Here is a 24812-nt window from a genome sequence, read left to right as displayed (position 1 = left end):
GGAATTCAGAAGCGCAGCGGCCAGTGACCCAGCCGTTGACGGAGATTGCCCAACAGGCGGACCAGGCCCTCCGGCTCCTTGATCAGGAACAGGATGATCAGCACACCGAAGATGATTTTCTGCAGGTTCTGCAACTGCCCGGCATCCACCGCACCGCCCGACAGGGCTTGCCCGGCGTGGCTGAGCAGGATCGGCAGCAGGCTGATAAAGGCCGCGCCGACGAAGTTGCCGGCCACGCTGCCCATGCCGCCGATAATGATGATGAACAGGATCTGGAACGAACGATTGATATCGAAGCTGCTGGCGCTGGCGGTGCCCAGGTAGGCGAAGGCCCACAGGGCGCCGGCGATGCCCAGGTAGAAGGAACTGACGGCGAACGCCAGGCGCTTGTAGCGCGCCACCGGAATGCCGATCACCGCCGCCGCGGTGTCCATGTCGCGAATCGCCATCCAGTTGCGCCCGACCTGGCTGCGCACCAGGTTCAGCGCGACCCAGGTCAACAGCAGCACGCAGGCCAGGGTCAGCAGGTAACGCCCGACCGGGGTATTGAGGTCATGGCCGAACAGGCTCAGCCGGGGCGCCGAAATGGTCCCCGAGGAGCCGTAGTTGTAGAACCAGGGAAACTTGACGAACAGCCACTCCAGGAAGAATTGCGCCGCCAGGGTGGTGACCATCAGGTAGAAGCCCTTGATCCGCGAACTGGGCAGGCCGAACAGCCAGCCCACCGCCGCGCTGATCAAGCCGCCGCCGAGCAGCGCCAGGGGCAGGCCCAGCTCCGGCAGGCGCAGCAGGAAGCCATAAGTGGCAAAGGCGCCGACCGCCATGAAGCCGGCGGCGCCGACCGAGGTCTGGCCGGTGTAGCCGGTGAGCAGGTTGAGGCCGAGCCCGGCCAGGGACAGCACCAGGAACGGGATCAGAATGGCGTTGAGCCAATAGTCGTTGCCCACCAGGGGCACGCCGACCAGGGCCAGCAACAGCAGGCCGCCCAGGCCCCAGGGCAGGCGGCGCGGGATCAACAGCACAGGCGCGGTGGCCTGGGTCAGGGGAATGGACATGGGTTCAGACTCGCTCGATGGCGCGCTCGCCGAACAGGCCGGCGGGACGGATATAAAGGAAGGCCAGGGCCAGCACATAGGCGAACCAGGGAGTAATGCCGCCGCCGATCAGCGGGCCGATGTAGACCTCGGCCAGATTCTCCGCGGCGCCGACGATCAGCCCGCCGACAATCGCCCCGCCGATCGAGGTGAAGCCGCCGATGATCAGCACCGGCAAAGCCTTGAGCACCACCAGCGACAGCGAGAACTGCACGCCCTGGCGCGCGCCCCAGAGCAGCCCGGCCACCAGCCCGACAATGCCGGCCACGGCCCAGACGATCTGCCAGATGCGGTTGAGGTTGATGCCGATCGACAGCGCGGCCGTGGTGTCGTCCGCCACCGCCCGCAGCGACACGCCGATCCGGGTCTTGTTGAACAGCAGCGCCAGCACTGTCACCAGCACCACCGCCGTGGCCGCGGCGATCAGGTCGAACTGGCTGAGCATCAGCGGCCCGAGCAACAGCGGCACGTCGTCGATGCCCAGGTCCAGCGCCCTGACCTGGGAGCCCATCAGCCCCTGGGCCAGGCCTTCGATGATGAACGACAGGCCCAGGGTGGCCATGAACAGGGTGATCTGCGAACGATTGACCAGCGGCCGCAGCACCAGCCGCTCGATCAGCCAGGCGCCGGCGATCATCACCAGCACCGTCGCCAGCAGCGCCAGGACAAAGGGCACGCCCTGGTCGTGCAGGCTGACGAAGGTCAGCGCGGCGAACAGCAACATCGCGCCCTGGGCGAAATTGAACACGCCGCTGGCCTTGTAGATCAGCACGAAGCCGATGGCCACCAGCGAATACAGGGTGCCGGCCAGCAGGCCACCCAGCAGGGTTTCGAAGAAAAAGCTCATCAGTGCACCACCCCCAGGTAAGCAGCGATCACCTCGGGGTCAGCCTGCACTTCGGCCGGGGTGCCGTCGCCGACCTTGCGCCCGTAGTCCAGCACCACCACATGGTCGGACAGGTCCATGACCACGTTCATATCGTGCTCGATCAGCACCACCGTGGTGCCCAGGTCGCGGTTGATGTCGGCGATGAAACGCGCCATGTCCTGTTTTTCCTCGGCGTTCATCCCGGCCATGGGCTCGTCCAGCAGCAACAGGCTGGGCCCGGCGATCAGGGCCCGGCCCAGCTCGACGCGCTTTTGCAGGCCGTAGGCCAGGTTGCCCACCGGCACATCGCGCTGCGCCTGCAACTCGAGGAACTCGAGAATGCCCTGGGCCAGCTGCCGATGAGCCTCGGCCTCGCGCCGCGCCCGGGGCAGCCCCAGGGCCTGTTCGATAAAGCGGGCGCGGGTGTGCCGCGACAGGCCGCTGAGCAGGTTGTCGATCACGCTCATCTTCTTGAACAGCGCGTTGTTCTGGAAGGTGCGGCCGATGCCTCGGCGCGCGGCCTGCAAGGGGTCGATGCGCTGGAACGCCTCGCGGTCGAAGACAATCGAGCCGGCATCGAAGCGATAGACGCCATTGAGGATATTGAGCAAGGAGCTCTTGCCGGCGCCGTTGGGTCCGATCAGCGCGCAGATCTCGCCGCGCGCGACCGCGAAGGACAGTTGGTTGATCGCCTTCACCCCCTTGAACGACAGGGAGATGGCATTGACTTGCAGGATGGGGTCGGCGGCGCTCATGCGATATTCCGTTTGAATTCGGCCAGCCACACCGGCGCCGAAGGTGTCGAGGGGTTGCCGGGGGCCTGCCAGATGTAATCCAGGCGCTGGAACCCCAGGAGCCGGCGCACCCGGTTCTTCAGCAGCCGTTGCAGGGGGCGGTGCGGCTGGGCAATGGCCCAGTCGCACAGGCGGCGGCGCCAACTGCCCACGGGCGCCAGGCGGCTTTCGATGTCGTCGGCCAGGCGTTGCAGGCAAGGGCCCGAGAGCAGCAGGCCGCTGGGGGCGGCATCGCGGCGGTCGCGGCTGGCCGAACCGCGGCTTTCCGGGAAGGCCAGGCTATGGCCGCTGTGCAGCCACTGGTGCAGCAAGACCCTCAGGCCTTCCGGCCAGTGCGTGCCCTCCTCGCTCCACAGCTGCGCGGCATGGGCCGGATGCCGCCAGTGGTTCTGGCGCTGGGGCTTTTCCCGGCTGCCGAGCAGGTCGCTGAAGGCCAGCACCGGCTGGCGCGAACCCTGCGGCAGGCGCGGAACAGCCTGATGGGCAATCAACAATTGCGGGGCAATACTGTTTTCACCGGCCGCGACCCAGCGCAGCAACTGCTGGCGCGAATGCACGAAGGCATGGCTGGGGCGCAGGTTCCACAGGGCCTGGCGCAGGGCTTGCGGGTCGAGTTCGTCGCTCAGGGTCAGCACCTGGCCGCCCACCCGTTGCGCGGCCAGGGCCAGGAGCAGCAGGTTGGGCTCGAACAGGCCGCTCAACGCCAGTCGCGAGCCTTCGTCGAAACCCTGTTGGCGCAGGCCGTCGGCCAGGCGCTCGACATCCCGCGCGGCATCGATCCAGCGCCAGTTGTACCAATGGCCGTGGCGCTTGTGACGCAACGCGCTGGCCAGCGGGCTGACCTGCGCCCAGTGCTGCAACAGCTCCAGGGCCGCGGGCAGCAGCACAGTGTGTTCCGGTGTTCGCGCGTCCGCCGGGGGTGAACGCTTGAGTTCATGCACGCTCATGGACTGACCTCGATTCCTTGGGCAAAAGCGTGCGGTGGTCCGCTGGCTGGTTTTCGGTTTGCAGCTGACAACTGCGCCTTTGTAGCCGCTGCCGCAGGCTGCGATCGACCGACAGGTCGTGACGATCACACTGACGCTGAAGGTCCTTCGGACCTATCGCAGCCTGCGGCAGCGGCTACAGGGACGGTATCCGGATGGAGGCCACCTGCTGCTCCTGGCGATGCCAGGCCGCCAGATCGCGATAAGCGCTGCCCGGATGGTTCTGCGGCAAGCGCGGCCCGGCGCCGAACAGCTTCTCGCGCAAGGTGCCGGGGGCGTATTCGGTCTTGTACACGCCGCGCTTCTGCAACTCGGGGACCAGCAGTTCGACGGCGTCGACAAAGGTCTCGTGAGTCAGCGCATAGGCCAGGTTGAAGCCGTCCACATCGGTGTCCTCGACCCATTCCTGGAGCAGGTCGGCCACGGTTTCCGGGCTGCCGACGAACAGCGGGCCGAAGCCGCCGATGCCGACCCAGTCCGCCAGCTCATGGGGCGTCCAGACCTTGTTCGGGTCGGCCGTGGAGAAGGCCTCCACCGCCGACTGGATGGCGTTGGTGTGCACATGCTTGAGCGGCTCATCAGGCTTGAACTGGCTGAAGTCGATGCCGGTCCAGCCGGAAATCAGCGCCATGGCGCCTTCGTAGCTGACCCAGGACTTGTACTCCTCGAACTTGGCCCTGGCCTTGGCGTCGGTCTCGCCGAGAATCACCGTCTGCAGGTTGAAGATCAGGATCTGCGCCGGATCGCGCCCGGCCTCGGCGGCCCGGCGGCGGATATCGGCCACGGTCTTCTTCAGCAGCACCTTGGACGGCGCGGCGACAAACACGCACTCGGCCTGCTCGGCGGCGAACTGCTTGCCACGGCTCGACGCCCCGGCCTGGTAGAGCACCGGGGTGCGTTGCGGCGAAGGCTCGCAGAGGTGGATGCCCGGCACCTGGAAGTGTGGGCCGACGTGGCGGATCTCATGGATCTTGCTCGGGTCGCTGAAGATCCGCCGTTCCCGGTCGCGCAGCACCGCGCCCTCTTCCCAGCTGCCTTCCCAGAGCTTGTAGCAAACCTGCAGGTATTCCTCGGCGTAGTCGTAGCGGGCGTCGTGCTCGGTCTGGGCTTTCTGCCCCAGGTTCTTCGCCCCGCTTTCCAGGTAGGAGGTGACGATGTTCCAGCCGGCGCGGCCGCGGGTCAGGTGGTCGAGCGTGGAAAGACGCCGGGCGAAGGGATAGGGATGCTCGAACGACAGCGACGCGGTCAGGCCGAAGCCCAGGTGTTCGGTGACCAGGGCCATGGGCGGGATCAGTTGCAGCGGGTCGTTGACCGGCACCTGGGCCGCCTGGCGGATCGCCGCCTCGCCGTTGCCCTGGTAGACGTCGTAGATGCCCAGCACATCGGCGATAAACAGGCCGTCGAACTTGCCGCGTTCGAGGATCCGCGCCAGGTCGGTCCAGTATTCGAGGTCCTTGTACTGCCAGGAGCGATCCCGGGGGTGGGCCCACAGGCCCGGCGACTGGTGGCCGACACAGTTCATGTCGAACGCGTTGAGACGGATTTCCCGGGCCATCAAACCGCACTCCTGAAACTGGGCGGCACCACGCCATTGAGGCGATAGTTGCCGATCAACGGGTATTTCCAGCGCAAGGGTTCACCCTGCGCGGCGGGCAGCGGGCTGCGCTGGCCGGTCAGCTCGAACTCGGCGTTGCTCACCGCGAGCAAGGCCTCGCGGCTGGCAATGGCCGCCTCGGCCTGGGCCACGCCGATTTCGGCGACGTCGTGCTCCCTGGCGAGCAGCGATTGCGCCCGTTCCTGCAGGGCGGCGGCGACTTCGATACGAATCAGCAGGTCGCCAAAGCGGCTGATCACATAAGGGTCGTCGCTGGCTCGGGCCAGGCCGCTGCCGGGCCAGGGCCTGGCCTGCTCACGGACAAACTTGAGGGTCGATTGCAGCAGTTCGCGGGCGCGGCGCAGGTCGTGGTGGCTGTGCTCGGCCTGTTCATCGGCGGGTGTTTCATGGGTGGTGGCTTGGCTCAATGCGTTCATGGGCGGTTCCTCAGTTCCAGGCGTGGCGGGCCGGCTTGACGCCGTTGAGCAGGAAGTTGCCGATCAGGTGGTATTTCCAGCGTGCCGGGTCGTGCAGGGTGTGGGTTCGCGCGTTGCGCCAGTAGCGGTCGAGGTTGTACTTGCCCAGCACCGAGCGGGTGCCGGCCAGCTCGAACAGCTTACTGCTGGCAAGCAAGGCGCTTTGTGCCGACAACACCTTGGCTTGCGCCACCACCACCGAGGCCTGGGCCACGCTGTCTTCGTTGGGGTCGCGCAATGCCTGGTCGATGGCCAGGCCGGCTTTTTCCAGGATCGCCTCGGTGCCGTGCACCCGCCATTCCAGGTCGCCGATGGCGGCGATGGTGAACGGGTCCTGCCAGCCATGATCCTGGCCACTATCGATCCAGGGGCGCGACTGGCGCGCGTGGCGCTTGGCTTCTTCCAGGGCGCCGACTGCCAGGCCGGTGTCCACCGCCGCCTGGATGATCTGCGAGATCGGCCCGTCGGCGGTGGGCTCGTCGAATGCGCGATGGGCCGGGATCACCGCGCTCAGCGGCACCTGCACCGCGTCGAGGGTGACCCCGCCGCTGGCGGTGGTGCGCTGGCCGAAACCGTCCCAACTGTCGATCACGGTCAGGCCGGGGTTGTCCCGCTCGATAAAGGCGATGAACGCCTTGTTCTCTTCGTCGACCGCCACCGCCGGCACGATATGGGCGAACAAGGCGCCGGTGCAGTAGAACTTCTCGCCGTCGATCCGCGCGCCGTCGGCGTTGAAACGAATGCGGGTCTCGAAGGCGCCGACATGCTTGCTGCCGGCTTCGGAGAAGGCGTTGCCGAAGCGATAACCCTGCAACACCTTGGCGAAGTAATAGCGCTTCTGCTCCTCGCTGGCGGTCTGCAGCAGGATGTCGAGCACGCCCAGGTGGTTCTGCGGCAGCTGGCCGAGGGACGAGTCGGCGGCGGAGATGATCTTGATCACCTCCGCCACCGTCACATAGGACACCCCGGCGCCCCCGTAGGCCTTGGGAATGGTGATGCCCCACAGGCCGCTGGCGGAGAACTCGTCCAGCTCGGCGAACGGCAGGCGCCGCTCGCGATCGCGCACGCTGGCCTCGACGGCGAAACGCTCGGCCAGGGTCCGGGCGACGGCGATGGCCTCGGCGTCGGAGTGGATGATGTGGGCGGTTCGGGTGGGTTGAGCAGTGGCTGTCATGGCCGACTCCAGGTCCTGTCGAATGCGGAAGATCCGTTCTGACCTGGAGATTGCAGAAGTCGTGCCGAAGACTATAAGTCTTACAAATCAGTAAGTTGATTGATGTTCATAAGAAGCAGCATCAATTGAAAACAGGCAAAATGTTCAAGCACTGTTGCCCAGGCAACAGTGCTCAGATCACCACGTTGCGCACGAAACGCACCGCCACCGCCCCATCGTTGCGATAGGCATGCGGCAGGTTGCTGGCGAACATGAAGAACTCGCCGCTGTCCAGGCGCCGCTCCTGTTCACCCAGGACCAGGGTCAGGCAACCCTCGAAGACATACAGCTGCTCGCTCCAGCCTTCGGCGTCCGGTTCCGACAGGTATTGCTCGCCCGGCTCCAGGCGCCACTCCCACAGCTCCACTTCGCGGCAGGCGTTGGCCTTGGCCAGCAGCACCGCCTTGCTCCCGGGAATCAGCCCGGCCCAGGCCAGCTCGTTGATCCGGCTCGGGTCGCGGGCATCGGGGGCCTGGATCAGGTCGCTGAAGGCCACGTCCAGGGCCTCGGCCACCCGGTCCAGGGTGCTGAGGCTGACATTCTTCTCACCGGCCTCGATGGCCACCAGCATGCGCCGGCTGACCCCGGACTTTTCCGCCAGGGCGCTCTGGCTCAGCTCGGCGGCGTGGCGCAGGCGCCGGACGTTGTGACTGACATGCTGCAGCACGGAAGCGCGCTGCCCAGGATCTTTGTGCACTATATTGCTCACTGTATGGGTTTGCGCAGTATACTGCCCAACTTCGCGGCGCATTGTGCGGCCGCCCCGGGTAGCACGCAAGGGCATGACGTCGGTGAACTCCTGCAAATCTTCTTCCTTCTTCCTCAAACTGAGCAAAGCCGAGTGCGTGCTGGTGCTGATCACCATGGTCTGGGGCGGCACCTTTCTCACGGTGCAGCACGCCATGACCGTCAGCGGCCCGATGTTCTTCGTCGGCCTGCGGTTCGCCGCGGCGGCCTGCATCGTCGGGCTGTTCTCCCTGCGCAGCCTGCGCGGGCTGACCCTGTTCGAACTCAAGGCCGGGGTCTTCATCGGCACCGCCATCATGCTCGGCTACGGCCTGCAGACCGTGGGCCTGCAAAGCATTCCCAGCAGCCAGTCGGCCTTTATCACCGCGCTGTACGTGCCCTTCGTGCCGCTGCTGCAATGGCTGTTCATGGGCAAGCGCCCGGGGCTGATGCCGAGCATCGGCATCATGCTGGCCTTCACCGGCCTGATGCTGCTCTCCGGGCCCAGCGGCGCCGCGCTGGACTTCAGCCCGGGAGAAATCGCCACCCTGATCAGCACCGTGGCCATCGCCGCGGAAATCATCCTGATCAGCACCTACGCCGGCCAGGTCGATGTGCGCCGGGTCACAGTAGTACAACTGGCCGCAACCTCGGTGCTGTCGTTCCTGATGGTGGTGCCGACCCAGGAAGCCATCCCGGACTTTTCCTGGCTGCTGCTGGCCAGCGCCCTGGGCCTGGGCGCCGCCAGCGCGGCGATCCAGGTGGCGATGAACTGGGCGCAGAAAAGCGTCTCGCCGACCCGCGCCACCCTGATCTACGCCGGCGAACCGGTATGGGCCGGGCTGGTCGGGCGCATCGCCGGCGAACGCCTGCCGGCCCTGGCCCTGCTGGGCGGCGCGCTGATCGTCGCGGCGGTGATCGTCAGCGAGTTGAAGACCAAGGGTAAGAGCGGCGAAGTGGTCGAGGCGGATCGGCTGGATGAAACGGCGGACTCGCAACGCTGAGCCTGTTTTTAACGCAGCATGGCCTGCGTAGCGCCGAAGGCGCCCAGCGCGCAGCCACTTTTCGTACAGAGCCTAGCGCGGCAACGATTGGAGGATGGCCGCCAGCTCCTGCCGGGAGAGCTGGCCGGCCTGTACGGCGGCGACAATGTCCTCTCGCGTCATGGTTTTATCCGGGACCTGCTCGGGATCGATATTCCACAACCACAAGGGGCTGATCTGCTCCTGCCCCGGCCAGAAGGCCTTGGGCAAGGCTTCCTGGGCGATGACGCCCTTGTGATAGAAGTACGCCAGGTAACGGCCATGGCCCTCGGCAAAGCCGGTGTCGTAATAGAGCACGGTGCCGGCGGGCAAGGCCGCCGCCGCTTGCCCCTCGATCGACAAGGGTTCCAGGGTCTTGAAGCGGCTCATGCCGGCAGTGGGCCCGGCCAGAGTCAGCCACAGCCAGACGATCCAGCCGCCGAAGGCCATCAACAGCAGGCTGGCGAGGGTTTTGCGGGTAAAGGTTGCGAGAGTCATAAGGGGTCTGTCTGCTTCCTTTCAAGCGGGTCCGTTGCCGAGGGGCGCGACCATAACACCGCGCGCAGCGCTTTGTTGTCATTCACCCCGGGCAAACTGCCAGGGCTTTCGGCCAAGCCGGTTCTTATCCCCTGCCTTGACGGCTGGCCGAAGGGGTTTTGTAGGATCCTGCCACAGCTTCAAGGTTGGTGATCACAGAGTCGGCACGTATGATGCATCACAATTTCCCGCAGATTAGAAGCCTATGTCCCTGATAGTTCTACTGCTTCTGCCTTTTATCGGCAGCTGTCTGGCGGCCTTGCTGCCGCACAACGCGCGTAACACCGAGTCCCTGCTGGCAGGCCTGGTCGCCTTGGCCGGTAGCGTGGCGGTGGCCTCGATGTACCCGCAGATCGCCCATGGCGGCGTGATCCGTGAAGAGTTCAACTGGCTGCCCAGCCTGGGCCTGAACTTCGTCCTGCGCATGGACGGCTTCGCCTGGCTGTTCTCCATGCTGGTGCTGGCCATCGGTACCCTGGTGTCGCTGTACGCGCGTTACTACATGTCGCCGGAAGACCCGGTGCCGCGCTTCTTCGCGTTTTTCCTGGCCTTCATGGGCGCCATGCTCGGCCTGGTGATTTCCGGCAACCTGATCCAGATCGTGTTCTTCTGGGAACTGACCAGCCTGTTCTCCTTCCTGCTGATCGGCTACTGGCACCACCGCTCCGATGCCCGGCGCGGGGCCTACATGGCGCTGATGGTCACCGGCGCAGGGGGCTTGTGCCTGCTGGCGGGGGTCATGCTGCTCGGCCATGTGGTCGGCAGCTACGACCTGGACCAGGTCCTGGCTGCCGGAGATCTCATCCGAGCCCATGCCCTCTACCCCATTCTCCTGCCGCTGATCCTGATCGGCGCCCTCAGCAAAAGCGCGCAATTCCCCTTCCACTTCTGGCTGCCCCACGCCATGGCCGCGCCGACACCGGTCTCGGCCTACCTGCACTCGGCGACCATGGTCAAGGCCGGGGTGTTCCTCCTCGCCCGCCTCTGGCCGTCGCTGTCCGGCAGCGAGGAATGGTTCTGGATCGTCGGCGGCGCCGGGGCCGCGACCCTGGTGCTGGGCGCCTACTGCGCGATGTTCCAGAACGACCTCAAGGGCCTGCTGGCCTACTCGACCATCAGCCACCTGGGCCTGATCACCCTGCTGCTGGGCCTGAACAGCCCGCTGGCCGCGGTGGCCGCGGTGTTCCACATCCTCAACCACGCCACCTTCAAGGCCTCGCTGTTCATGGCCGCCGGCATCATCGACCACGAAAGCGGCACCCGCGACATCCGCAAGCTCAACGGCCTGATCAAGCTGATGCCGTTCACCGCGACCCTGGCCATGGTCGCCAGCGCCTCCATGGCCGGCGTGCCGCTGCTCAACGGCTTCCTGTCGAAAGAGATGTTCTTCGCCGAGACCGTGTTCATCAATTCCACCGCCTGGGTCGAGGCCGCCCTGCCGGTGATCGCCACCATCGCCGGGACCTTCAGCGTCGCCTACTCCCTGCGCTTCACCGTGGATGTGTTCTTCGGCAAACCGGCCGAAGACCTGCCGCACACGCCCCACGAGCCGCCACGCTGGATGCGCGCGCCGGTGGAACTGCTGGTGTTCACCTGCCTGCTGGTGGGGATCTTCCCGGCGCAGATGGTCGGCCCGCTGCTGGCCGCGGCCGCCCAGCCGGTGGTTGGCGGCACGCTGCCGGAGTACAGCCTGGCGATCTGGCACGGCCTGAATGCGCCGATGATCATGAGCCTGATCGCCATGTCCGGCGGCATCGTGCTCTACCTGCTGTTGCGTGCCCCGCTGGTGCGCGGTGATTTCGCCCATCCGCCGCTGATCGGCCGCTTCAACGGCAAGCGCCTGTTCGAGCGCAGCCTGGTGAGCATGATGCGCCTGGCCCGGCGCCTGGAACGGCGGATCAGCACCCAGCGCCTGCAGACCCAGCTGTTCCTGCTGGTGCTGGTGGCGGTGCTGGCCGGCCTGATCCCGATGCTCTACAGCAGCCTGAGCTGGGGCGACCGGCCGAAGATCCCGGGCTCCATCGTCTTCGTCACCCTCTGGCTGCTGGCCATCGCCTGCGCCCTGGGCGCCGCCTGGCAAGCCAAGTACCACCGTCTGGCGGCCCTGACCATGGTCAGCGTCTGCGGGCTGATGACCTGCGTGACCTTCGTCTGGTTCTCCGCGCCGGACCTGGCCCTGACCCAGCTGGTGGTGGAAGTGGTGACCACGGTGCTGATCCTGCTCGGCCTGCGCTGGCTGCCCCGGCGGATCGAGGATGTTTCGCCGCTGCCCAGCAGCCTGCCCAAGGCCCGTGCCCGCCGCCTGCGCGACCTGCTGCTGTCGATCGCCGTCGGCCTGGGCATGGCCGTGCTGTCCTACGCCATGCTGACCCGCCAGACCCCCAACGACATTTCCTCGTTCTACCTCAGCCGCGCCCTGCCGGAAGGCGGCGGCAGCAATGTGGTGAATGTGATGCTGGTGGACTTCCGCGGCTTCGACACCCTGGGCGAGATCACCGTGCTGGTGGCCGTGGCCCTGACCGTGTTCGCCCTGCTGCGACGCTTCCGCCCGCCCAAGGAAAGCATGCAGCTGCCGGCCCAGCAGCGCCTGCTGGCGCCCGACGTGGTCACCGACCTGGTCAACCCGCGCCAGGCCAGCGACACCGCCCTGGGCTTCATGATGGTGCCGGCGGTACTGGTGCGCCTGCTGCTGCCGATCGCCCTGGTGGTGTCGTTCTACCTGTTCATGCGCGGCCACAACCTGCCGGGCGGCGGTTTCGTCGCCGGCCTGGTGATGTCGGTGGCGTTCATCCTGCAATACATGGTCGCCGGCACCCAGTGGGTCGAGGCCCAGATGAGCCTGCGGCCGCTGCGCTGGATGGGCACCGGCCTGCTGTTCGCCACCCTGACCGGGCTCGGCGCCCTGGCGTTCGGCTACCCGTTCCTGACCACCCATACCCTGCACCTGGACTTGCCGCTGCTGGGCGATATCCATATCGCCAGCGCGCTGTTCTTCGACATTGGCGTGTATGCCGTGGTGGTCGGCTCGACCCTGCTGATCCTCACCGCGCTGGCGCACCAGTCGGTGCGTGCCCAAGTCAAACCCCAAGCCAAGCCAGGAGCCGCCTGATGGAAGAAGTCATTGCAATCGCCATTGGTGTGCTGGCGGCCTCCGGCGTCTGGCTGGTGCTGCGGCCACGGACCTTCCAGGTGGTGATGGGCCTGTGCCTGCTGTCCTACGGGGTCAACCTGTTCATCTTCAGCATGGGCAGCCTGTTCATCGGCAAGGAGCCGATCATCAAGGACGGCGTGCCCCAGGACCTGCTGCACTACACCGACCCGCTGCCCCAGGCGCTGGTGCTCACGGCGATCGTCATCAGCTTCGCCATGACCGCGCTGTTCCTGGTGGTCCTGCTGGCGTCCAGGGGCCTGACCGGCACCGACCATGTGGATGGCCGGGAGCCCAAGGAATGAACCTGATGCCGCACCTGATCGTCGCGCCCATCCTGCTGCCGCTGCTGACCGCCGCGGTGATGCTGATGCTCGGCGAGAAACATCGCCCGCTCAAAGCCAGGATCAACCTGTTCTCCAGCATGCTCGGCCTGGGCATTTCCGTGCTGTTGCTGTGCTGGACCCAGCAGACCGGCGTGCCCGGTTCCGTCGGCGTGTACCTGCCGGGCAACTGGCAGGTGCCGTTCGGCATCGTGCTGGTGGTCGATCGCCTGTCGGCGCTGATGCTGGTGCTCACCGGGATCATCGGCGTCAGCGCCCTGCTGTTCGCCATGGCCCGCTGGGACCGCGCCGGGGCCAGTTTCCACGCGCTGTTCCAGATCCAGCTGATGGGCCTGTACGGTGCCTTCCTGACCGCCGACCTGTTCAACCTGTTCGTGTTCTTCGAAGTGCTGCTGGCCGCCTCCTACGGCCTGATGCTGCACGGCTCGGGGCGGGCGCGGGTGTCCGCCGGCCTGCACTACGTGGCGATCAACCTGCTGGCCTCGTCGCTGTTCCTGATCGGCGCGGCGCTGATCTACGGCGTCACCGGCACCCTGAACATGGCCGACCTGGCGCTGAAGATCCCGCTGGTGCCGGAAGCCGACCGGGGCCTGCTGCACGCCGGCGCGGCGATCCTGGCCACTGCGTTCCTGGCCAAGGCCGGCATGTGGCCGCTGAACTTCTGGCTGGTGCCGGCCTACTCCTCGGCCAGCGCGCCGGTAGCGGCGATGTTCGCGATCATGACCAAGGTCGGGGTCTACACCCTGCTGCGCCTGTGGACCCTGCTGTTCTCCGGCCAGGCCGGGGCCTCGGCCTACTTCGGCGGCGACTGGCTGATCTACGGCGGCATGGCGACCATCGTCGGCGCGGCCCTGGCGATCCTCGCCGCGCAACGCCTGGAACGCATGGCCAGCCTGAGCATCCTGGTCTCGGCCGGGATCCTCCTGGCGGCGATCGGCTTCGCCCAGCCCAGGCTGATTGCCGGCGCGCTGTTCTACCTGGTCAGCTCGACCCTGGCCCTGAGTGCGCTGTTTTTGCTGGCCGAATTGATCGAGCGTTCGCGTTCGGCCAACGAGATCCCCCTGGAGGATGAAGTCGAAACCCTGCCTCGGCCCCAGGAGTCGCTGCAACCGCCACCGGGCACCAACCTCGACGACGAGCGCAAAGCCGTGGTCGGCCAGGTGATTCCCTGGACCATGGCCTTCCTCGGCCTGAGTTTCATCGCCTGCGCGCTGCTGATCATCGGCATGCCGCCGCTGTCGGGTTTCATCGGCAAGCTGAGCCTGATCGGCGCCCTGCTCAACCCGCTGGGGCTGGGCCAGGCCACGGATGCGCCGCTGTCCGGCGCCGCCTGGGGCCTACTGGCCTTGCTGATCCTTTCCGGCCTGGCGTCGCTGATCGCCTTTTCGCGCCTGGGCATCCGGCGCTTCTGGGCCCCGGAAGAACGGCCCTCGCCGCTGCTGAGGCGCTTCGAGTGCGTGCCGATCATCGCCCTGCTCGGGCTGTGCATGCTGCTGACCGTCAAGGCCGAGCCGCTGCTGCGCTTTACCCAGGCCGCCGCCGACAACCTCAACGATCCGCAGCAGTATGTGATGGCCGTGCTCGGCACCCGGGCGGTCCCCAGCCCCGAGGCCCAGGCGGCGTTGCAGGAGGTACAGCCATGAAGCGCCTGTTCCCCGCCCCCTGGTTGTCGCTGGCGCTGTGGCTGCTGTGGCTGGTGCTGAACCTGTCCGTCAGCCCCGGCAACCTGCTGCTCGGCGCGCTGCTGGGGTTCTGCGCGCCCTTGATGATGCGGCCGTTGCGCCCGCTGCCGATCCGTATCCGCCGCCCCGCGACCATCCTGCGCCTGCTCCTGGTGGTCGGCCGCGATGTGCTGCTGTCGAACCTGGCCGTGGCCTGGGGCGTACTCAACGCCAGGCGCCGTCCGCCGCGCTCGCGCTTCGTCAAGATCCCCCTGGAGCTGCGCGACGCCAACGGCCTGGCCGCGCTCTCGACCATCACCACGGTGGTGCCGGGCACGGTGTGGTCCGAGCTGTCCCTGGACCGCAGCATCCTGCTGCTGCATGTGTTCGACCTGGACGACGAAGCGGCTTTCATCCAGCACTTCAAGACGACCTACGAGCGTCCGTTGATGGAGATCTTCGAATGAGTGCCCTGCTCACGAACGCGATCCTGTTCAGCCTGTTCCTGTTTTCCGTGGCCATGGTCCTGACCCTGGTCCGGCTGTTCAAGGGCCCCTCGGCCCAGGACCGGGTCCTGGCCCTGGACTACCTGTACATCCTGGCGATGCTGATGATGCTGGTGCTGGGCATCCGCTACGCCAGCGACACCTACTTCGAGGCGGCGCTGCTGATCGCCCTGTTCGGCTTCGTCGGCTCCTTCGCCCTGGCCAAATTCCTCCTGCGTGGCGAGGTGATCGAATGAATGCCGTCAGTGAACTGTCGTGGTGGATAGAGATACCGGTGGCGATCCTGCTGGTGCTCAGCAGTAGCTTCGCGCTGATCGGCGCCCTGGGCATGCTGCGCATGAAGGATTACTTCCAGCGCATGCACCCGCCGGCCCTGGCCTCGACCCTGGGCGCCTGGTGCGTGGCCCTGGCGTCGATCCTGTATTTCTCGGGGATGAAGTCGGGGCCGGTGCTGCACGCCTGGCTGATCCCGATCCTCCTGTCGATCACCGTGCCGGTGACCACCCTGCTGCTGGCACGGGCGGCGCTGTTCCGCAAGCGCATGGCCGGCCACGATGTACCGGCGGAGGTCAGCAGCCGACGCAGCGAAAGCGGCAGTTGATCCACTGCCAGATCGCAATACATCTGTAGGAGCCAGCTTGCTGGCGATGCAGGCCCTGCGGAGTGTCAGGGGCGCCGCTATCGCGAGCAATCGAGCATCGACCGGCTGCTCCTACAGGGTACTCAGTTCCAGGCCACCACCAACAACCCCGCCCCCAGCACCACGCACAGCGGCGAATAGAACAGCGTGTCGAGCCGGGCGAACCTGGACCCGCTGACCTCCTTGAAGAACCCCACCAGGTTCGAGTCGCCGATGGCCCGGGCGAACATCAGCAAGGCCATCGCGCTGATCACCCATTGCAGCGCCGGGTGGCTCACCGTCGGCAGGTACAGGCCCACCCGCAGGCACACCAGCATCGCGATCAGCAGCAAGCCCACCGCCACCAGCAAGGTGGCGAACCCCGAGGGCTTGAACGCCGGCTCCAGCTTGCCCGGCGTCCTGCCCGGCACCTGGGGGATCACCGCGTCGCTGCCACGCTTGCCGCCGGCGGCCCAGTACAGGTGGATCAGGCTGATCAGCAGGAAGGCTCCGGCCATCCCTTGCGCGATCAAAACATTCATATGCAAACGTCCATGGCAAAAAAATGTCGCTGAAGAATGGACCCACCCGCACGTTTTTGTAAGTACGTTCGTCGCCTGCGATGGTAAAGTGCCGCCCCATGAAATTAACCCGAACCGATCGCTCGCTCGTTGCCTGGATGCTCTATTGCTGCGTCCTGTTCAACGTGTTCGCCTGCAGCATCGGCCACGGGCAAATGGTCGGCCAGCAGCTCAACGGTATCGGCGGCCAGTTCTGTACGGTGGACCCGCGCACCCAGGCGCCGGCCTCCTCCAACCCGGTCGACGAATCGCTGCCGACCCTGTCCAAGGCCTTCGGTTGCCCGCTGTGCTCCACCGGCGGCATGGGCCCGGCGTTCAACTCCAGCCTGACCCTGGCGATCCTGCCGCAGCACCACAGCCCGCCGCTGCCGCCGCGCGCCACCGCCGACGTCCCCACCCGCTTCACCTGGCCCGCGGCCCACCCGCGCGCGCCGCCCGCCTTCGCCTGAGTCTTTCGCCCTTGTCATCAGCCCGCCCCGTGCCTTAACCCACGGTGTTTGTTCGTGGGCTGCTTCCTAGCCAAGAATTCAGGATCTACCGATGAAACACATTCCCCTGCTGGCCAGCCTGTGCGGCTGCCTGTCCGTCAGCGCCTGGGCGCAATCCAGCGTCGACCTGGCGCCGATCACCATCGACGGCGAGCAACCCGCCGAACCCGGCCTGGCCCTCGACCAGTCCAGCGGCATGGCCTCGCGCCTGGGCCTGAGCGTCCGCGAAACCCCGGCCTCGGTGGCGGTGGCCAACCGCAACGATATCGAGCGGCGCGGCGCGCAGAACTTCCAGGACGCCGCCAACAGCCTGCCCGGGGTCAATGCCAGCGCCCCGCCGGGGTTCGGCGGCTTTGTTTCGTACCGTGGTTTCACCAACAGCCAGATCACCCAGATGTTCAACGGCATCAACGTGTCCAGCGGTCTGGCGCGACCGGTGGACGCCTGGATCTATGACCGGGTCGAACTGCTCGGCGGCCCCTCCTCGCTGGTCAACGGCGCAGGCTCCGTGGGTGGTTCGCTGAACTACGTGACCAAGCTGGCCGATCGCCAGGAGCGGGCCATCGAGGGCCGGGTCAGCTACGGCAGCTACGACACCACGCAAACCGCCTTCGGCCTCAACCACGCCCTCAGCGAGGCCGGCGACGAGGTGCAGCACTACGCCCGCCTCGACGTCAGCCATAACACCAGCAACGGCTACATCGACCGCCAGCAGCGCGATGCCTGGAGCCTGGCGTTTTCCCTGCTCAGCGACCTGACGCCGAACCTGTCCCACACCCTGGCCGTGGAATACCAGGACGAACACGAGGACAGCCCGTACTGGGGCACCCCGGTGCTCAACCCCAAGGCCGGCGAGTTGAAGATCGACAAGCACAACCGTTTCAACAACTACAACGTCGAGGACGGCCGCTACGAGCAGCGCACGATCTGGGTGCGCTCGATCGTCGACTACCGGATCAACGACAGCACCAGCCTGCGCAACACCCTCTATCACCTGGACAGCCAGCGCGATTACCGTAACCTGGAAACCTACCAGTACAACGCTGACAACAGCGCGGTGAACCGCTCCACGGCCTATCAGGTGCGGCACCAGGGCGAGCAGAACGGCAACCAGTTCGAACTGCGCCACGACAGCTCGCTCTTCGGCCTCGACACAACCTGGTCCGGCGGCTTCGAGTACAAGGTCAACCGCACCACCAACTCGCCGCTGAACGTCAAGGCGGCCAACAGCGTCGACCCGAACAACTACCAGCCGGGGCATTTCTACGACCTGCCGGGCACCCGCCAGGGCTTTGTCGCCGACAAGACCAACGAGGTCACCACCCAGGCGCTGTTCGTCGAGAATCGCCTGGCCCTGACCGACCGGCTGACCCTGCTCAGCGGCCTGCGCTACGACCATATCGACCTGGACGTGACCAACCATCGCCAGGTGACGGCGAGCAACCCGCGGCACCTCAAGCGCAGCTGGGAGCCGGTCACCGGCCGGGTCGGCCTGGCCTACCAGTTCCTGCCCAGCGCCAACGTCTACGTGCAATACAGCACTGCCGCCGAACAGCCCAACAGCGCCACCCAGGACTTCGATGTCTCCACGGGCAAGCAATGGGAAGTGGGCAGCAAGTTCGATTACCTGGACGGCCGCGGCTCGGCGACCCTGGCGGCCTACCGCATCGAGCGCAAGGACTTCGCGGTGACCGACCCGCTGGACCCGACCCTGAGCATCCCGGTGGGCCAGCAGACCTCCAGGGGCATCGAGGTGGCCAGCTCGCTGCGGGTCACCCCGAAGCTGCTGCTCGAGGGCAACTTCGCCTGGGTCGATGCGCAGTACGACGCGTTCACCGAGAAGAACGCCGCGGGCGTGGTGGTGTCCCGCAAGGGCAATACCCCGACCAACGTGCCGGACCGGGTCGGCAACCTGTGGCTGACCTATGACCTGGCGCCGCAGTGGCAGACCGGGGTCGATGCGCGTTATGTGGCCTCGGTGTACGCCGACACGGCCAACACCATGACCGTGCCTTCCTACACCCTGTACGGCACCTTCCTGACCTACCAGCTCGACAGCCACACCTCGATCACCGGGCGGGTGCGCAACCTGACCAACGAGGTCTACGCCGAGTTCGCCCATGTGTCGCCGGCTTACTACCTGGGTACGCCGCGGACCTTCGAGCTGGCGGTGCAGAGCCGCTTCTAAAGGCATCGCGAGCCAGCTTGCTCCTACAGTTCGCGTAACCCTGTAGGAGCGAGCTTGCTCGCGATAGCGATCTCACTCTCACCTCAATCTCTCAATCCAGGCTGGCACTCACCTTGTCCGCCACATCCCCGGGCAACCACGCCCGCCACACGTCCGGATGCGCCTTGAGGAATGCCCGCGCCGCCTCCCGGGGCGGCGTGTGCTTCTCGCTCATCTCGGCCAGGGCCTTGTTCAGCGCTTCGATCGGCAAGTCGACCTTGCCGAAGAACTCGGCGATCTGCGGGTACTGCTGCTGGAACGGTGTGGACACGCCAATCGACAGCTTCGAGGCCAGCGAACGCGTGGGGCGTGGGTTGGGGTGCTCGGCGTCGGTCAGGGTTTTCCAGGCCTCGGCATCGAACGGCGGCTCTTCCAGCTGGATCAGCTTGAAGCGGCCGAGCAACGGGGTCGGCGACCAGTAGTAGAACAGGACCGGCTGGCCGCGACGGATCGATGAAGTGATCTCGGCGTCCAGCGCCGCGCCGGAACCGCTGCGGAAATTCACATAGCTGTCGGTCAGGCCATAGGCCTTGAGCTTCTGCTTGTTCACCACTTCCGAGGTCCAGCCGATGGGGCTGTTGAGAAAGCGCCCCTTGCCCGGGCTTTCCGGGTCCTTGAACACGTCCTTGTAGCGTTTGAGGTCCGTGACGCTGCGCAGGCCCGGCGCCAGCGGCTTGATGCCCTTGGCCGGGTCGCCCTTGACCACGTATTCCGGCACCCACCAGCCTTCGGTCGCGCCCTTCACGGTGTCGCCCAGGGCCGCCACCTTGCCCTCGGCCTCGGCCTTGACCCACACCGGGCTGCGTCCGGCCCACTCTTCGCCGATGACCTGGATATCGTTATTGGCCAGCGCGGTTTCCAGGGTGATGGTGGTGCCCGGCAAGGTGTCGGTCGGCAGGCCGTAACCCTTCTCGACGATGGTGCGCAGGATATCGGTGATCAGGCTGCCGCTTTCCCAGTTCAGGTCGGCGAAGTGGATCGGCGCCTGTGCCGGCTGTACCGACGGTGCCGCCGAGGCGCCGGCGGGCGCCAGCAAAATACCCAAGCCAAGCAGCGCGCCGCCCAGCAGTGTCCGCAGTCCTTTCATGCCTGTGCCCCTTTGGCTGTTCACAGCGTTGCAGGATGGTCTCGCGGTTTGGGACCGCAAGCCTCTGACTAATTGAGTCATCTGACTGTAGTAGAGGTTCCTGCTTTCGACGGGGACTTCAGTTTTCGCCCTGCTCCTGCAGGCGCTGCAACTCGCGGCGCACCATGCTGGCGTATTCCGCCGGCTTCAGGACATACAGCTGCGAGGCCACCCAGGCCAGCCAGGCGCCTTGCAGCACGGCCTTGCGTTCGAACAGGCGCTGGGCCTCGGCGCGGGCGCGCGCAAGATGCTGCTGGTGAAATTCGGCGCGGCTCACTCGCTGGCCTTGAAGCTCACCAGTTCACCCTTGCGCCATTTGGCGGCCTTGCCGGTCACGGCTTTCAGGGTCTTGGTCAGGCCTTCCTGCAACTGCTGGTTGGCGGCGAATACCGTCACCACGCTGTGGCCTTCCTTGAACAGGATGGCGTGGCCGTCGGCGGTGCTGACAAAGGCGTATTCGCCCAGGCCGTAGACGGCCAGCTTGATCTCGCGAAACCGGATTTCGAACTTGCCGCCCTCACGGCTGGGCAGGACCGCGGCGCGGAAATGGTCGCCGACCTTGAGTTCCAGGCGCGGCTTGTCGTCCACGACCAGCGCCGTCTCGGTGTCGATTTCGGCGACGTAAATGCCTTCCGGCGTCTGTTCGGTGATGTAGACGAAACGCGACTGGAACTGTTTGACCAACTTTGCGCGCAAGTCGCCCAGGACGAACAACGCGTGCATATCAAGATTACTTACTGCCAAGGAAAGATCCCCGAAACTGAAAATGACTCTGCCCGCGTAAACGACGGACAGCAGAAAAAGGCGGCCGAACCGGCGCCGTGACTCCACATGAAAACAATCCGAAAAAGCACCACCCGCCAACGCGTAGGCGCAAACACCGGAGCGCCCCTCCCCAGAGAAACCGGAAGGACTACCGGACCGTTTGGCCCGCATCAAGCGCAGAAGAAGTGGTTCCAGCCCGCCGAGAAAGCTGCGCACTCACTGTCGATCGGAAAACCTCACGATCCTTTCGTCACCCTTAATGGGACGGGAGTGCTGCAGGTAAACATCAATCTCTGACTGCCGGGGCAATTCTAGAGCAACTTTATGTATTCAGAGCAACCCATGCGTTAGCAAATCGCTGAAAAAACCTCTTTCACCCTGCCGGTCAGCCACTTGCGTGACTTAACTCAGCCATCGACCGGCAACAACTGCCATACTGCCGCGACCTTGAAGCCGGCCACCGGCCAGGCTTCACCAGCATAATTTCCAGGGGAAAGTCGGACGTGACGGAATTCGATATAGGCGAGTTTTTCATCCATGGCGAGGCCCGGGATGTCGAGGGCGAGTTCCAGGCCGTGATCGTGATGCGCGCCAAGCCACCGCTGCGCACCGTGCGCTGCCACCAGGTGGAAAAGGACCGCTGGTTCAAGACCGCGGAACTGGCCGAAGCCGCCGCCAAGGACGCCGCCCGCGCCCTCAAGCAGGCCGTCGACCAGGGTGCCCTGAACCTCTGAACGGCAATAAAGGATTGCCGCGCCCGACCGACATATTGGCGAGCCTTCCGATAAAGAGCGCCATGATGATCGACCTCAACCCACCTGCCCGCCTGCCTTCCCTGGGCGAGTTCGCCCTGCCCGGCGCGGTGGCCAGCGAAAGCCCGGCGAGCGATCCGTTTGACTTGCGCACCGCGATCACCCGAGCGACCAATGCCGCGCCCGACGGCGTGCTCGAAGCGAAAAAGAAACGCATCAAGCTGCTGCGCAAACAGATCGAACAGCTGCAGCAACGGCTGCGCAAGGCCAACGAGCGCCTGGCGATGGTGCAAAGCGCCGCCCGGCATCGCACAACCGACGCGCACATGCAGGCATTGTCCGCCGCCCGGGCCCAGGCGCAGGCCGCCAGCAGCGCCTTGTCGATGGCCCAGGTGGCGCTGTTCCAGGCCGAAAGCGCGGTGATCGGCAGCGAGGTCTGAAGGCGCGGGGGCCCGCGCCGTCAGGCCGAACGACTGAACAGCGGGTGCCCGACCCTGTCCAGCGCCAGCTGGGCCAGCCACGATGCCTGGCACTCCAGGGCTTCGTCGCGGCTGGCGAACGGCGCGCCGCGGCGCTCGCCATTGACCAGCACGACCCAGCACACATTCAGCCCGACCGCGCGAAAGGTGGCCGGTACACCGCTACCAATCATCACTGCGACATCGACTTTGCTTTGCATGAGGACTTCTCCTGGTAACTAGTTAGCTAGCTAACAATGTCGCTCATACTAATGAGTTCCCATGCTGGGAAAAAGCCATCCCTGGCACAGCTCCGTTGCAGGGCCGGTAACAATGGCCGGCCCCTGTCCAGGCTCAGCCACGCGCGGCCGCGGCGGTCTGCTCCGGTTTGTAGCCCAGGCGCAGGCCGCCCCAATGCCGGCCCTTGACCCTGATCGGCACCGACAAATCGTGCATCAGCTCGCCGGTATCGCGGGTGTAGGTTTGCAGCAACAGCGGCTGCTGGTGGCTGCCACAACGCAGGCCCGTGCGGTCCTCGAACTTGCGCTTGGTGCGGTTGTGCAGGGTATCCACCTGCGGGTCGCCGGTCAGCGGCCGGGAAAACGCCTGGTTGTGGGTCGGCACGTAGCCCTGGGGCGTGCAGGCAATGGCGAACACCAGGCCTTCGTGACGCGCCAGCAACGGTTCCTGGATCGCCGGCAGCACCTGATCGGCGTAACGGTCGAAGCAGGTCTGGTATTTCACCGGCTGGGTATTGGCGATCGGCTGGTAGCTGCGGTCGAACAGATCGTCGAGGCTGATGCGGTTGGCCGCAAGATCCGCCTCGAACTGCTCGGCGATACGTCGGGCGCCTTCCTGGGCCAGGTCGTAGATGCGCTGGTGGTAGTCGTCCAGGCCGACCTCGGCCAGGCGCTCGCTGATGATTTCCGCCTGCCCTTCCATCTGCACCGCCGCCTCGGCCAGGCGGCGGGTCTGCTGGTCGCTCACCGCCAGGTCGCCGCGCACCTGCTCCACGGCATGGAACAGGCTGTCCAGTTGCTGGCGATTGGTCTCGGCGCCGCGGGCGATCTCGCCGACCTGGCTTTCCACCCCGGCCGCCAGCCGGGCAATGTTCTGCAGGTGCTGGCCGGTGGACTCGACCTGCTCGACCCCGGTGTTCAGGTCGCTGGACAGCTGGCGGATCTGCTCCACCACCTGGGCCGTGCGCTGCTGGATATCGCCGACCATCACCCCGACCTCGTCGGTGGCGGTGGCCGTGCGCCCGGCCAGGCCGCGCACTTCATCGGCCACCACGGCGAACCCGCGCCCATGCTCGCCGGCCCGCGCCGCCTCGATGGCGGCATTCAGCGCCAGCAGGTTGGTCTGGCTGGCGATCGACTGGATCACCAGCGCCACCCGCTGGATGTCTTCGCTGCGCTGGCTCAGGGCTTCGATCAGTTGCCGGCTGTCGTTGGCGCTTTGGCTGAGGCGGTGCATGCGGGTGATCGATTCGCCCAGCACTGTGCTGCCTTCGGCGCTGCTGCGGTGGGCTTCGCTGGCGGCGCTCAGGGCCTGCTGGCTGAGCTGCGCGGCCAGTTGCTCGGTGTGGATCATCGCCTCGGCGCTGCTGACGATGCGCGCCGCCGAGTCCAGCTGCGACTGCACCCGCCCGGCCAGTTGCCGGACCGAATAGGCCACGCCAGCGGCCGACAGCGCGTTATGGCTGGTGCTGCAGGACAGGTCGCGCGTCAGCGCGGCGATCTCGCGGTTATCGACGCTGCTCGCCGGCACTGCTGCCTTGGACCTGCGCAAGAGCGGCAGCCAGACGATCAGCAGCATCAGCGGCACGGCGAGGTAGAAAGAAAGCAGCCCCTGGGACAGGACGTACAGCACTAGCAGCAAGGCGCTGCTTTGCAGGGTTGGAACCTGCCAGCGCCGGGTGTTTTGGCCTGTTGGCAGCGGTTGCGCCATGGCAGCCGGCGAAGATCCGTCTTGCGTCATCTGGATTACCCCACGCTTTTCTAATTATTTGGTCTGCATTGAACGCCACTAAAAAGCCATTATCCATGGTCCATTAGTCGCAGCTTTGCAGCAGATCAATAGAAATGCGCGGGCTTTAAAGATGCCCACAAACGACTCGCGGGCAAGCCTCCGATCCCAGGCGTCTCGACGACCTTGGGATGGGGCTTGCCCGCGAGGGGAAGAAGTCTTGGCGATCAGGCCTGACGCTGGTGCTTGTCGATCTGCTCGTGACGTTCCTGAGCTTCGATGCAGTACTTGGTGGTCGGGCTGATCAGCAGGCGTTTCAGGCCGATTGGCTCGCCGCTGTCGTCGCACCAGCCGAAGCTGTCGTCGCCGATACGGCCCAGGGCCTGCTCCAGCTGCGGCAGCATGCGCTGGTCGCGGTCGATAGCGTTGACCAGCCAGGTCCGCTCTTCCTCTACGGAAGCCGCGTCGGCAGGGTCGGCCGGGGTGTCCAGGCTCTCAATGGCGATTCGGTTCTGTTCGATGCGCTCGTGGGTTTCGACCTTCATGGCCTGCAACAGCTCAGTGAAAAAAGCCAGCTGCTCGGCGTTCATGTAGTCATCCGCCGGCATGGCCAGCAACTTTTCCTTTGTCATTGATTTCTCTATAAAAAATACGTGCATTAAGGCGAATTAAAGCTGTTTTCCGTGCCCCCTTTCGGGGCATCGGAAAGGCGCCATACATTCCAAGCGCCACCCGGCACTCAATTTACGAGGGGCGGCAGTCTAAGGCCGGTTCGAGGCGTCAGCAACTGAAATGACATCAGATTTGTCTGATAAGCCCTGAAAGCCCGCCAGGGCTGGCTTTGGCGGTGGTTATCGGA

The 24812-nt window shown here is 65.7% G+C and carries 26 protein-coding genes and 1 pseudogene; 11 read left to right on the top strand and 16 right to left on the bottom strand.

The window, feature by feature from the left end; all coding sequences use genetic code 11:
• Positions 1-5 precede the first annotated feature (5 nt).
• The 8 genes from J4E58_RS23055 to J4E58_RS23020 all read right to left on the bottom strand — a co-directional run bounded on the left by J4E58_RS23055 (position 6) and on the right by J4E58_RS23020 (position 7722).
• Positions 6-1055: a branched-chain amino acid ABC transporter permease gene (locus tag J4E58_RS23055; RefSeq protein WP_053260754.1), complete on the bottom strand. Its 1050-nt coding sequence runs from the start codon at positions 1053-1055 to the stop codon at positions 6-8.
• Between the two features lie 4 nt (positions 1056-1059).
• A complete protein-coding gene (locus tag J4E58_RS23050; RefSeq protein ID WP_087087895.1) occupies positions 1060-1941 on the bottom strand; it encodes a branched-chain amino acid ABC transporter permease in 882 nt (293 codons plus the stop codon).
• Positions 1941-2717 carry an ABC transporter ATP-binding protein gene (locus J4E58_RS23045; RefSeq protein WP_087087898.1) on the bottom strand — a complete coding sequence of 259 codons (777 nt, stop codon included), beginning with the start codon at positions 2715-2717 and terminating at the stop codon, positions 1941-1943. Before J4E58_RS23045 ends, J4E58_RS23050 begins: the two co-directional genes overlap by 1 nt.
• A complete protein-coding gene (locus J4E58_RS23040; protein ID WP_087087900.1) occupies positions 2714-3703 on the bottom strand; it encodes an AMP-binding protein in 990 nt (329 codons plus the stop codon). The genes J4E58_RS23045 and J4E58_RS23040 overlap by 4 nt, the downstream gene beginning before the upstream one ends.
• A 175-nt stretch (positions 3704-3878) precedes the next feature.
• Positions 3879-5297, bottom strand: coding sequence for an LLM class flavin-dependent oxidoreductase (locus J4E58_RS23035; RefSeq protein ID WP_087087902.1), 1419 nt, complete (start codon positions 5295-5297; stop codon positions 3879-3881).
• Positions 5297-5773, bottom strand: coding sequence for an acyl-CoA dehydrogenase (locus J4E58_RS23030; RefSeq protein ID WP_087087904.1), 477 nt, complete (start codon positions 5771-5773; stop codon positions 5297-5299). The genes J4E58_RS23035 and J4E58_RS23030 overlap by 1 nt, the downstream gene beginning before the upstream one ends.
• Positions 5774-5783: 10 nt before the next feature.
• A complete protein-coding gene (locus J4E58_RS23025; RefSeq protein WP_087087906.1) occupies positions 5784-6986 on the bottom strand; it encodes an SfnB family sulfur acquisition oxidoreductase in 1203 nt (400 codons plus the stop codon).
• Between the two features lie 172 nt (positions 6987-7158).
• Positions 7159-7722 carry a helix-turn-helix domain-containing protein gene (locus J4E58_RS23020; RefSeq protein ID WP_009043403.1) on the bottom strand — a complete coding sequence of 188 codons (564 nt, stop codon included), beginning with the start codon at positions 7720-7722 and terminating at the stop codon, positions 7159-7161.
• Between the two features lie 15 nt (positions 7723-7737).
• Here J4E58_RS23020 and J4E58_RS23015 point away from each other — a divergent pair.
• Positions 7738-8755: pseudogene (locus J4E58_RS23015) on the top strand (DMT family transporter).
• A 72-nt stretch (positions 8756-8827) separates the two neighbouring features.
• On the opposite strand, the gene J4E58_RS23010 reads toward J4E58_RS23015, so the two are convergent.
• Positions 8828-9271: a hypothetical protein gene (locus J4E58_RS23010; protein WP_087087908.1), complete on the bottom strand. Its 444-nt coding sequence runs from the start codon at positions 9269-9271 to the stop codon at positions 8828-8830.
• Positions 9272-9515: 244 nt separating this feature from the next.
• Here J4E58_RS23010 and J4E58_RS23005 point away from each other — a divergent pair, with 244 nt between their 5' ends.
• The 6 genes from J4E58_RS23005 to J4E58_RS22980 are packed head-to-tail and all read left to right on the top strand — an operon-like array spanning position 9516 to position 15570.
• Positions 9516-12419: a monovalent cation/H+ antiporter subunit A gene (locus J4E58_RS23005; protein ID WP_087087910.1), complete on the top strand. Its 2904-nt coding sequence runs from the start codon at positions 9516-9518 to the stop codon at positions 12417-12419.
• A complete protein-coding gene (locus J4E58_RS23000) occupies positions 12419-12763 on the top strand; it encodes a Na+/H+ antiporter subunit C (RefSeq protein WP_003202835.1) in 345 nt (114 codons plus the stop codon). Before J4E58_RS23005 ends, J4E58_RS23000 begins: the two co-directional genes overlap by 1 nt.
• The gene (locus tag J4E58_RS22995; protein WP_087087912.1) at positions 12760-14445 is read left to right on the top strand and encodes a monovalent cation/H+ antiporter subunit D; all 1686 of its coding nucleotides are present in this window, start codon (positions 12760-12762) and stop codon (positions 14443-14445) included. Before J4E58_RS23000 ends, J4E58_RS22995 begins: the two co-directional genes overlap by 4 nt.
• Positions 14442-14930 carry a Na+/H+ antiporter subunit E gene (locus J4E58_RS22990; protein WP_007932801.1) on the top strand — a complete coding sequence of 163 codons (489 nt, stop codon included), beginning with the start codon at positions 14442-14444 and terminating at the stop codon, positions 14928-14930. The genes J4E58_RS22995 and J4E58_RS22990 overlap by 4 nt, the downstream gene beginning before the upstream one ends.
• Positions 14927-15205 carry a K+/H+ antiporter subunit F gene (locus tag J4E58_RS22985; RefSeq protein ID WP_007932799.1) on the top strand — a complete coding sequence of 93 codons (279 nt, stop codon included), beginning with the start codon at positions 14927-14929 and terminating at the stop codon, positions 15203-15205. Before J4E58_RS22990 ends, J4E58_RS22985 begins: the two co-directional genes overlap by 4 nt.
• On the top strand, positions 15202-15570 hold the full coding sequence (locus J4E58_RS22980; RefSeq protein WP_053260743.1) for a Na+/H+ antiporter subunit G: 369 nt from the start codon (positions 15202-15204) through the stop codon (positions 15568-15570). The genes J4E58_RS22985 and J4E58_RS22980 overlap by 4 nt, the downstream gene beginning before the upstream one ends.
• 122 nt (positions 15571-15692) lie before the next feature.
• On the opposite strand, the gene J4E58_RS22975 is transcribed toward J4E58_RS22980, so the two are convergent.
• Positions 15693-16130: a DUF3995 domain-containing protein gene (locus J4E58_RS22975; protein ID WP_007932795.1), complete on the bottom strand. Its 438-nt coding sequence runs from the start codon at positions 16128-16130 to the stop codon at positions 15693-15695.
• Between the two features lie 98 nt (positions 16131-16228).
• Here J4E58_RS22975 and J4E58_RS22970 point away from each other — a divergent pair, with 98 nt between their 5' ends.
• Both J4E58_RS22970 and J4E58_RS22965 read left to right on the top strand, forming a co-directional pair.
• On the top strand, positions 16229-16618 hold the full coding sequence (locus tag J4E58_RS22970) for a DUF2946 domain-containing protein (protein WP_087087914.1): 390 nt from the start codon (positions 16229-16231) through the stop codon (positions 16616-16618).
• Between the two features lie 91 nt (positions 16619-16709).
• On the top strand, positions 16710-18845 hold the full coding sequence (locus J4E58_RS22965) for a TonB-dependent siderophore receptor (RefSeq protein ID WP_087087916.1): 2136 nt from the start codon (positions 16710-16712) through the stop codon (positions 18843-18845).
• Positions 18846-18936: 91 nt separating this feature from the next.
• On the opposite strand, the gene J4E58_RS22960 is transcribed toward J4E58_RS22965, so the two are convergent.
• The 3 genes from J4E58_RS22960 to J4E58_RS22950 form a co-directional block, all read right to left on the bottom strand.
• Positions 18937-19971 carry an ABC transporter substrate-binding protein gene (locus J4E58_RS22960; protein ID WP_007923651.1) on the bottom strand — a complete coding sequence of 345 codons (1035 nt, stop codon included), beginning with the start codon at positions 19969-19971 and terminating at the stop codon, positions 18937-18939.
• Positions 19972-20089: 118 nt separating this feature from the next.
• Positions 20090-20287, bottom strand: a complete 198-nt coding sequence (locus J4E58_RS22955) for a hypothetical protein (RefSeq protein ID WP_087087918.1) — start codon at positions 20285-20287, stop codon at positions 20090-20092.
• Complete coding sequence (locus tag J4E58_RS22950) at positions 20284-20733, bottom strand: hypothetical protein (protein ID WP_007923648.1); 450 nt, start codon at positions 20731-20733, stop codon at positions 20284-20286. Before J4E58_RS22950 ends, J4E58_RS22955 begins: the two co-directional genes overlap by 4 nt.
• Before the next feature lie 545 nt (positions 20734-21278).
• Here J4E58_RS22950 and J4E58_RS22945 point away from each other — a divergent pair.
• Both J4E58_RS22945 and J4E58_RS22940 read left to right on the top strand, forming a co-directional pair.
• Positions 21279-21509, top strand: coding sequence for a hypothetical protein (locus J4E58_RS22945; protein WP_007923647.1), 231 nt, complete (start codon positions 21279-21281; stop codon positions 21507-21509).
• A gap of 65 nt (positions 21510-21574) precedes the next feature.
• Complete coding sequence (locus J4E58_RS22940) at positions 21575-21967, top strand: hypothetical protein (RefSeq protein WP_172963046.1); 393 nt, start codon at positions 21575-21577, stop codon at positions 21965-21967.
• 20 nt (positions 21968-21987) lie between these two features.
• Here the strand turns inward: J4E58_RS22940 and J4E58_RS22935 are convergent, their stop codons facing one another.
• The 3 genes from J4E58_RS22935 to J4E58_RS22925 form a co-directional block, all read right to left on the bottom strand.
• Positions 21988-22206: a hypothetical protein gene (locus tag J4E58_RS22935; protein WP_087087922.1), complete on the bottom strand. Its 219-nt coding sequence runs from the start codon at positions 22204-22206 to the stop codon at positions 21988-21990.
• A gap of 133 nt (positions 22207-22339) precedes the next feature.
• A complete protein-coding gene (locus J4E58_RS22930; RefSeq protein ID WP_087087924.1) occupies positions 22340-23965 on the bottom strand; it encodes a methyl-accepting chemotaxis protein in 1626 nt (541 codons plus the stop codon).
• A gap of 215 nt (positions 23966-24180) precedes the next feature.
• Complete coding sequence (locus J4E58_RS22925; protein ID WP_007923643.1) at positions 24181-24585, bottom strand: TraR/DksA family transcriptional regulator; 405 nt, start codon at positions 24583-24585, stop codon at positions 24181-24183.
• Between the last annotated feature and the right edge of the window lie 227 nt (positions 24586-24812).

Source organism: Pseudomonas sp. FW305-25, from assembly GCF_017351415.1.
Lineage (GTDB): Bacteria > Pseudomonadota > Gammaproteobacteria > Pseudomonadales > Pseudomonadaceae > Aquipseudomonas > Aquipseudomonas chlororaphis.
The sequence above is the reverse complement of the archived record's forward strand: the minus strand, read 5'-3'. Positions and strand labels throughout refer to the sequence as shown.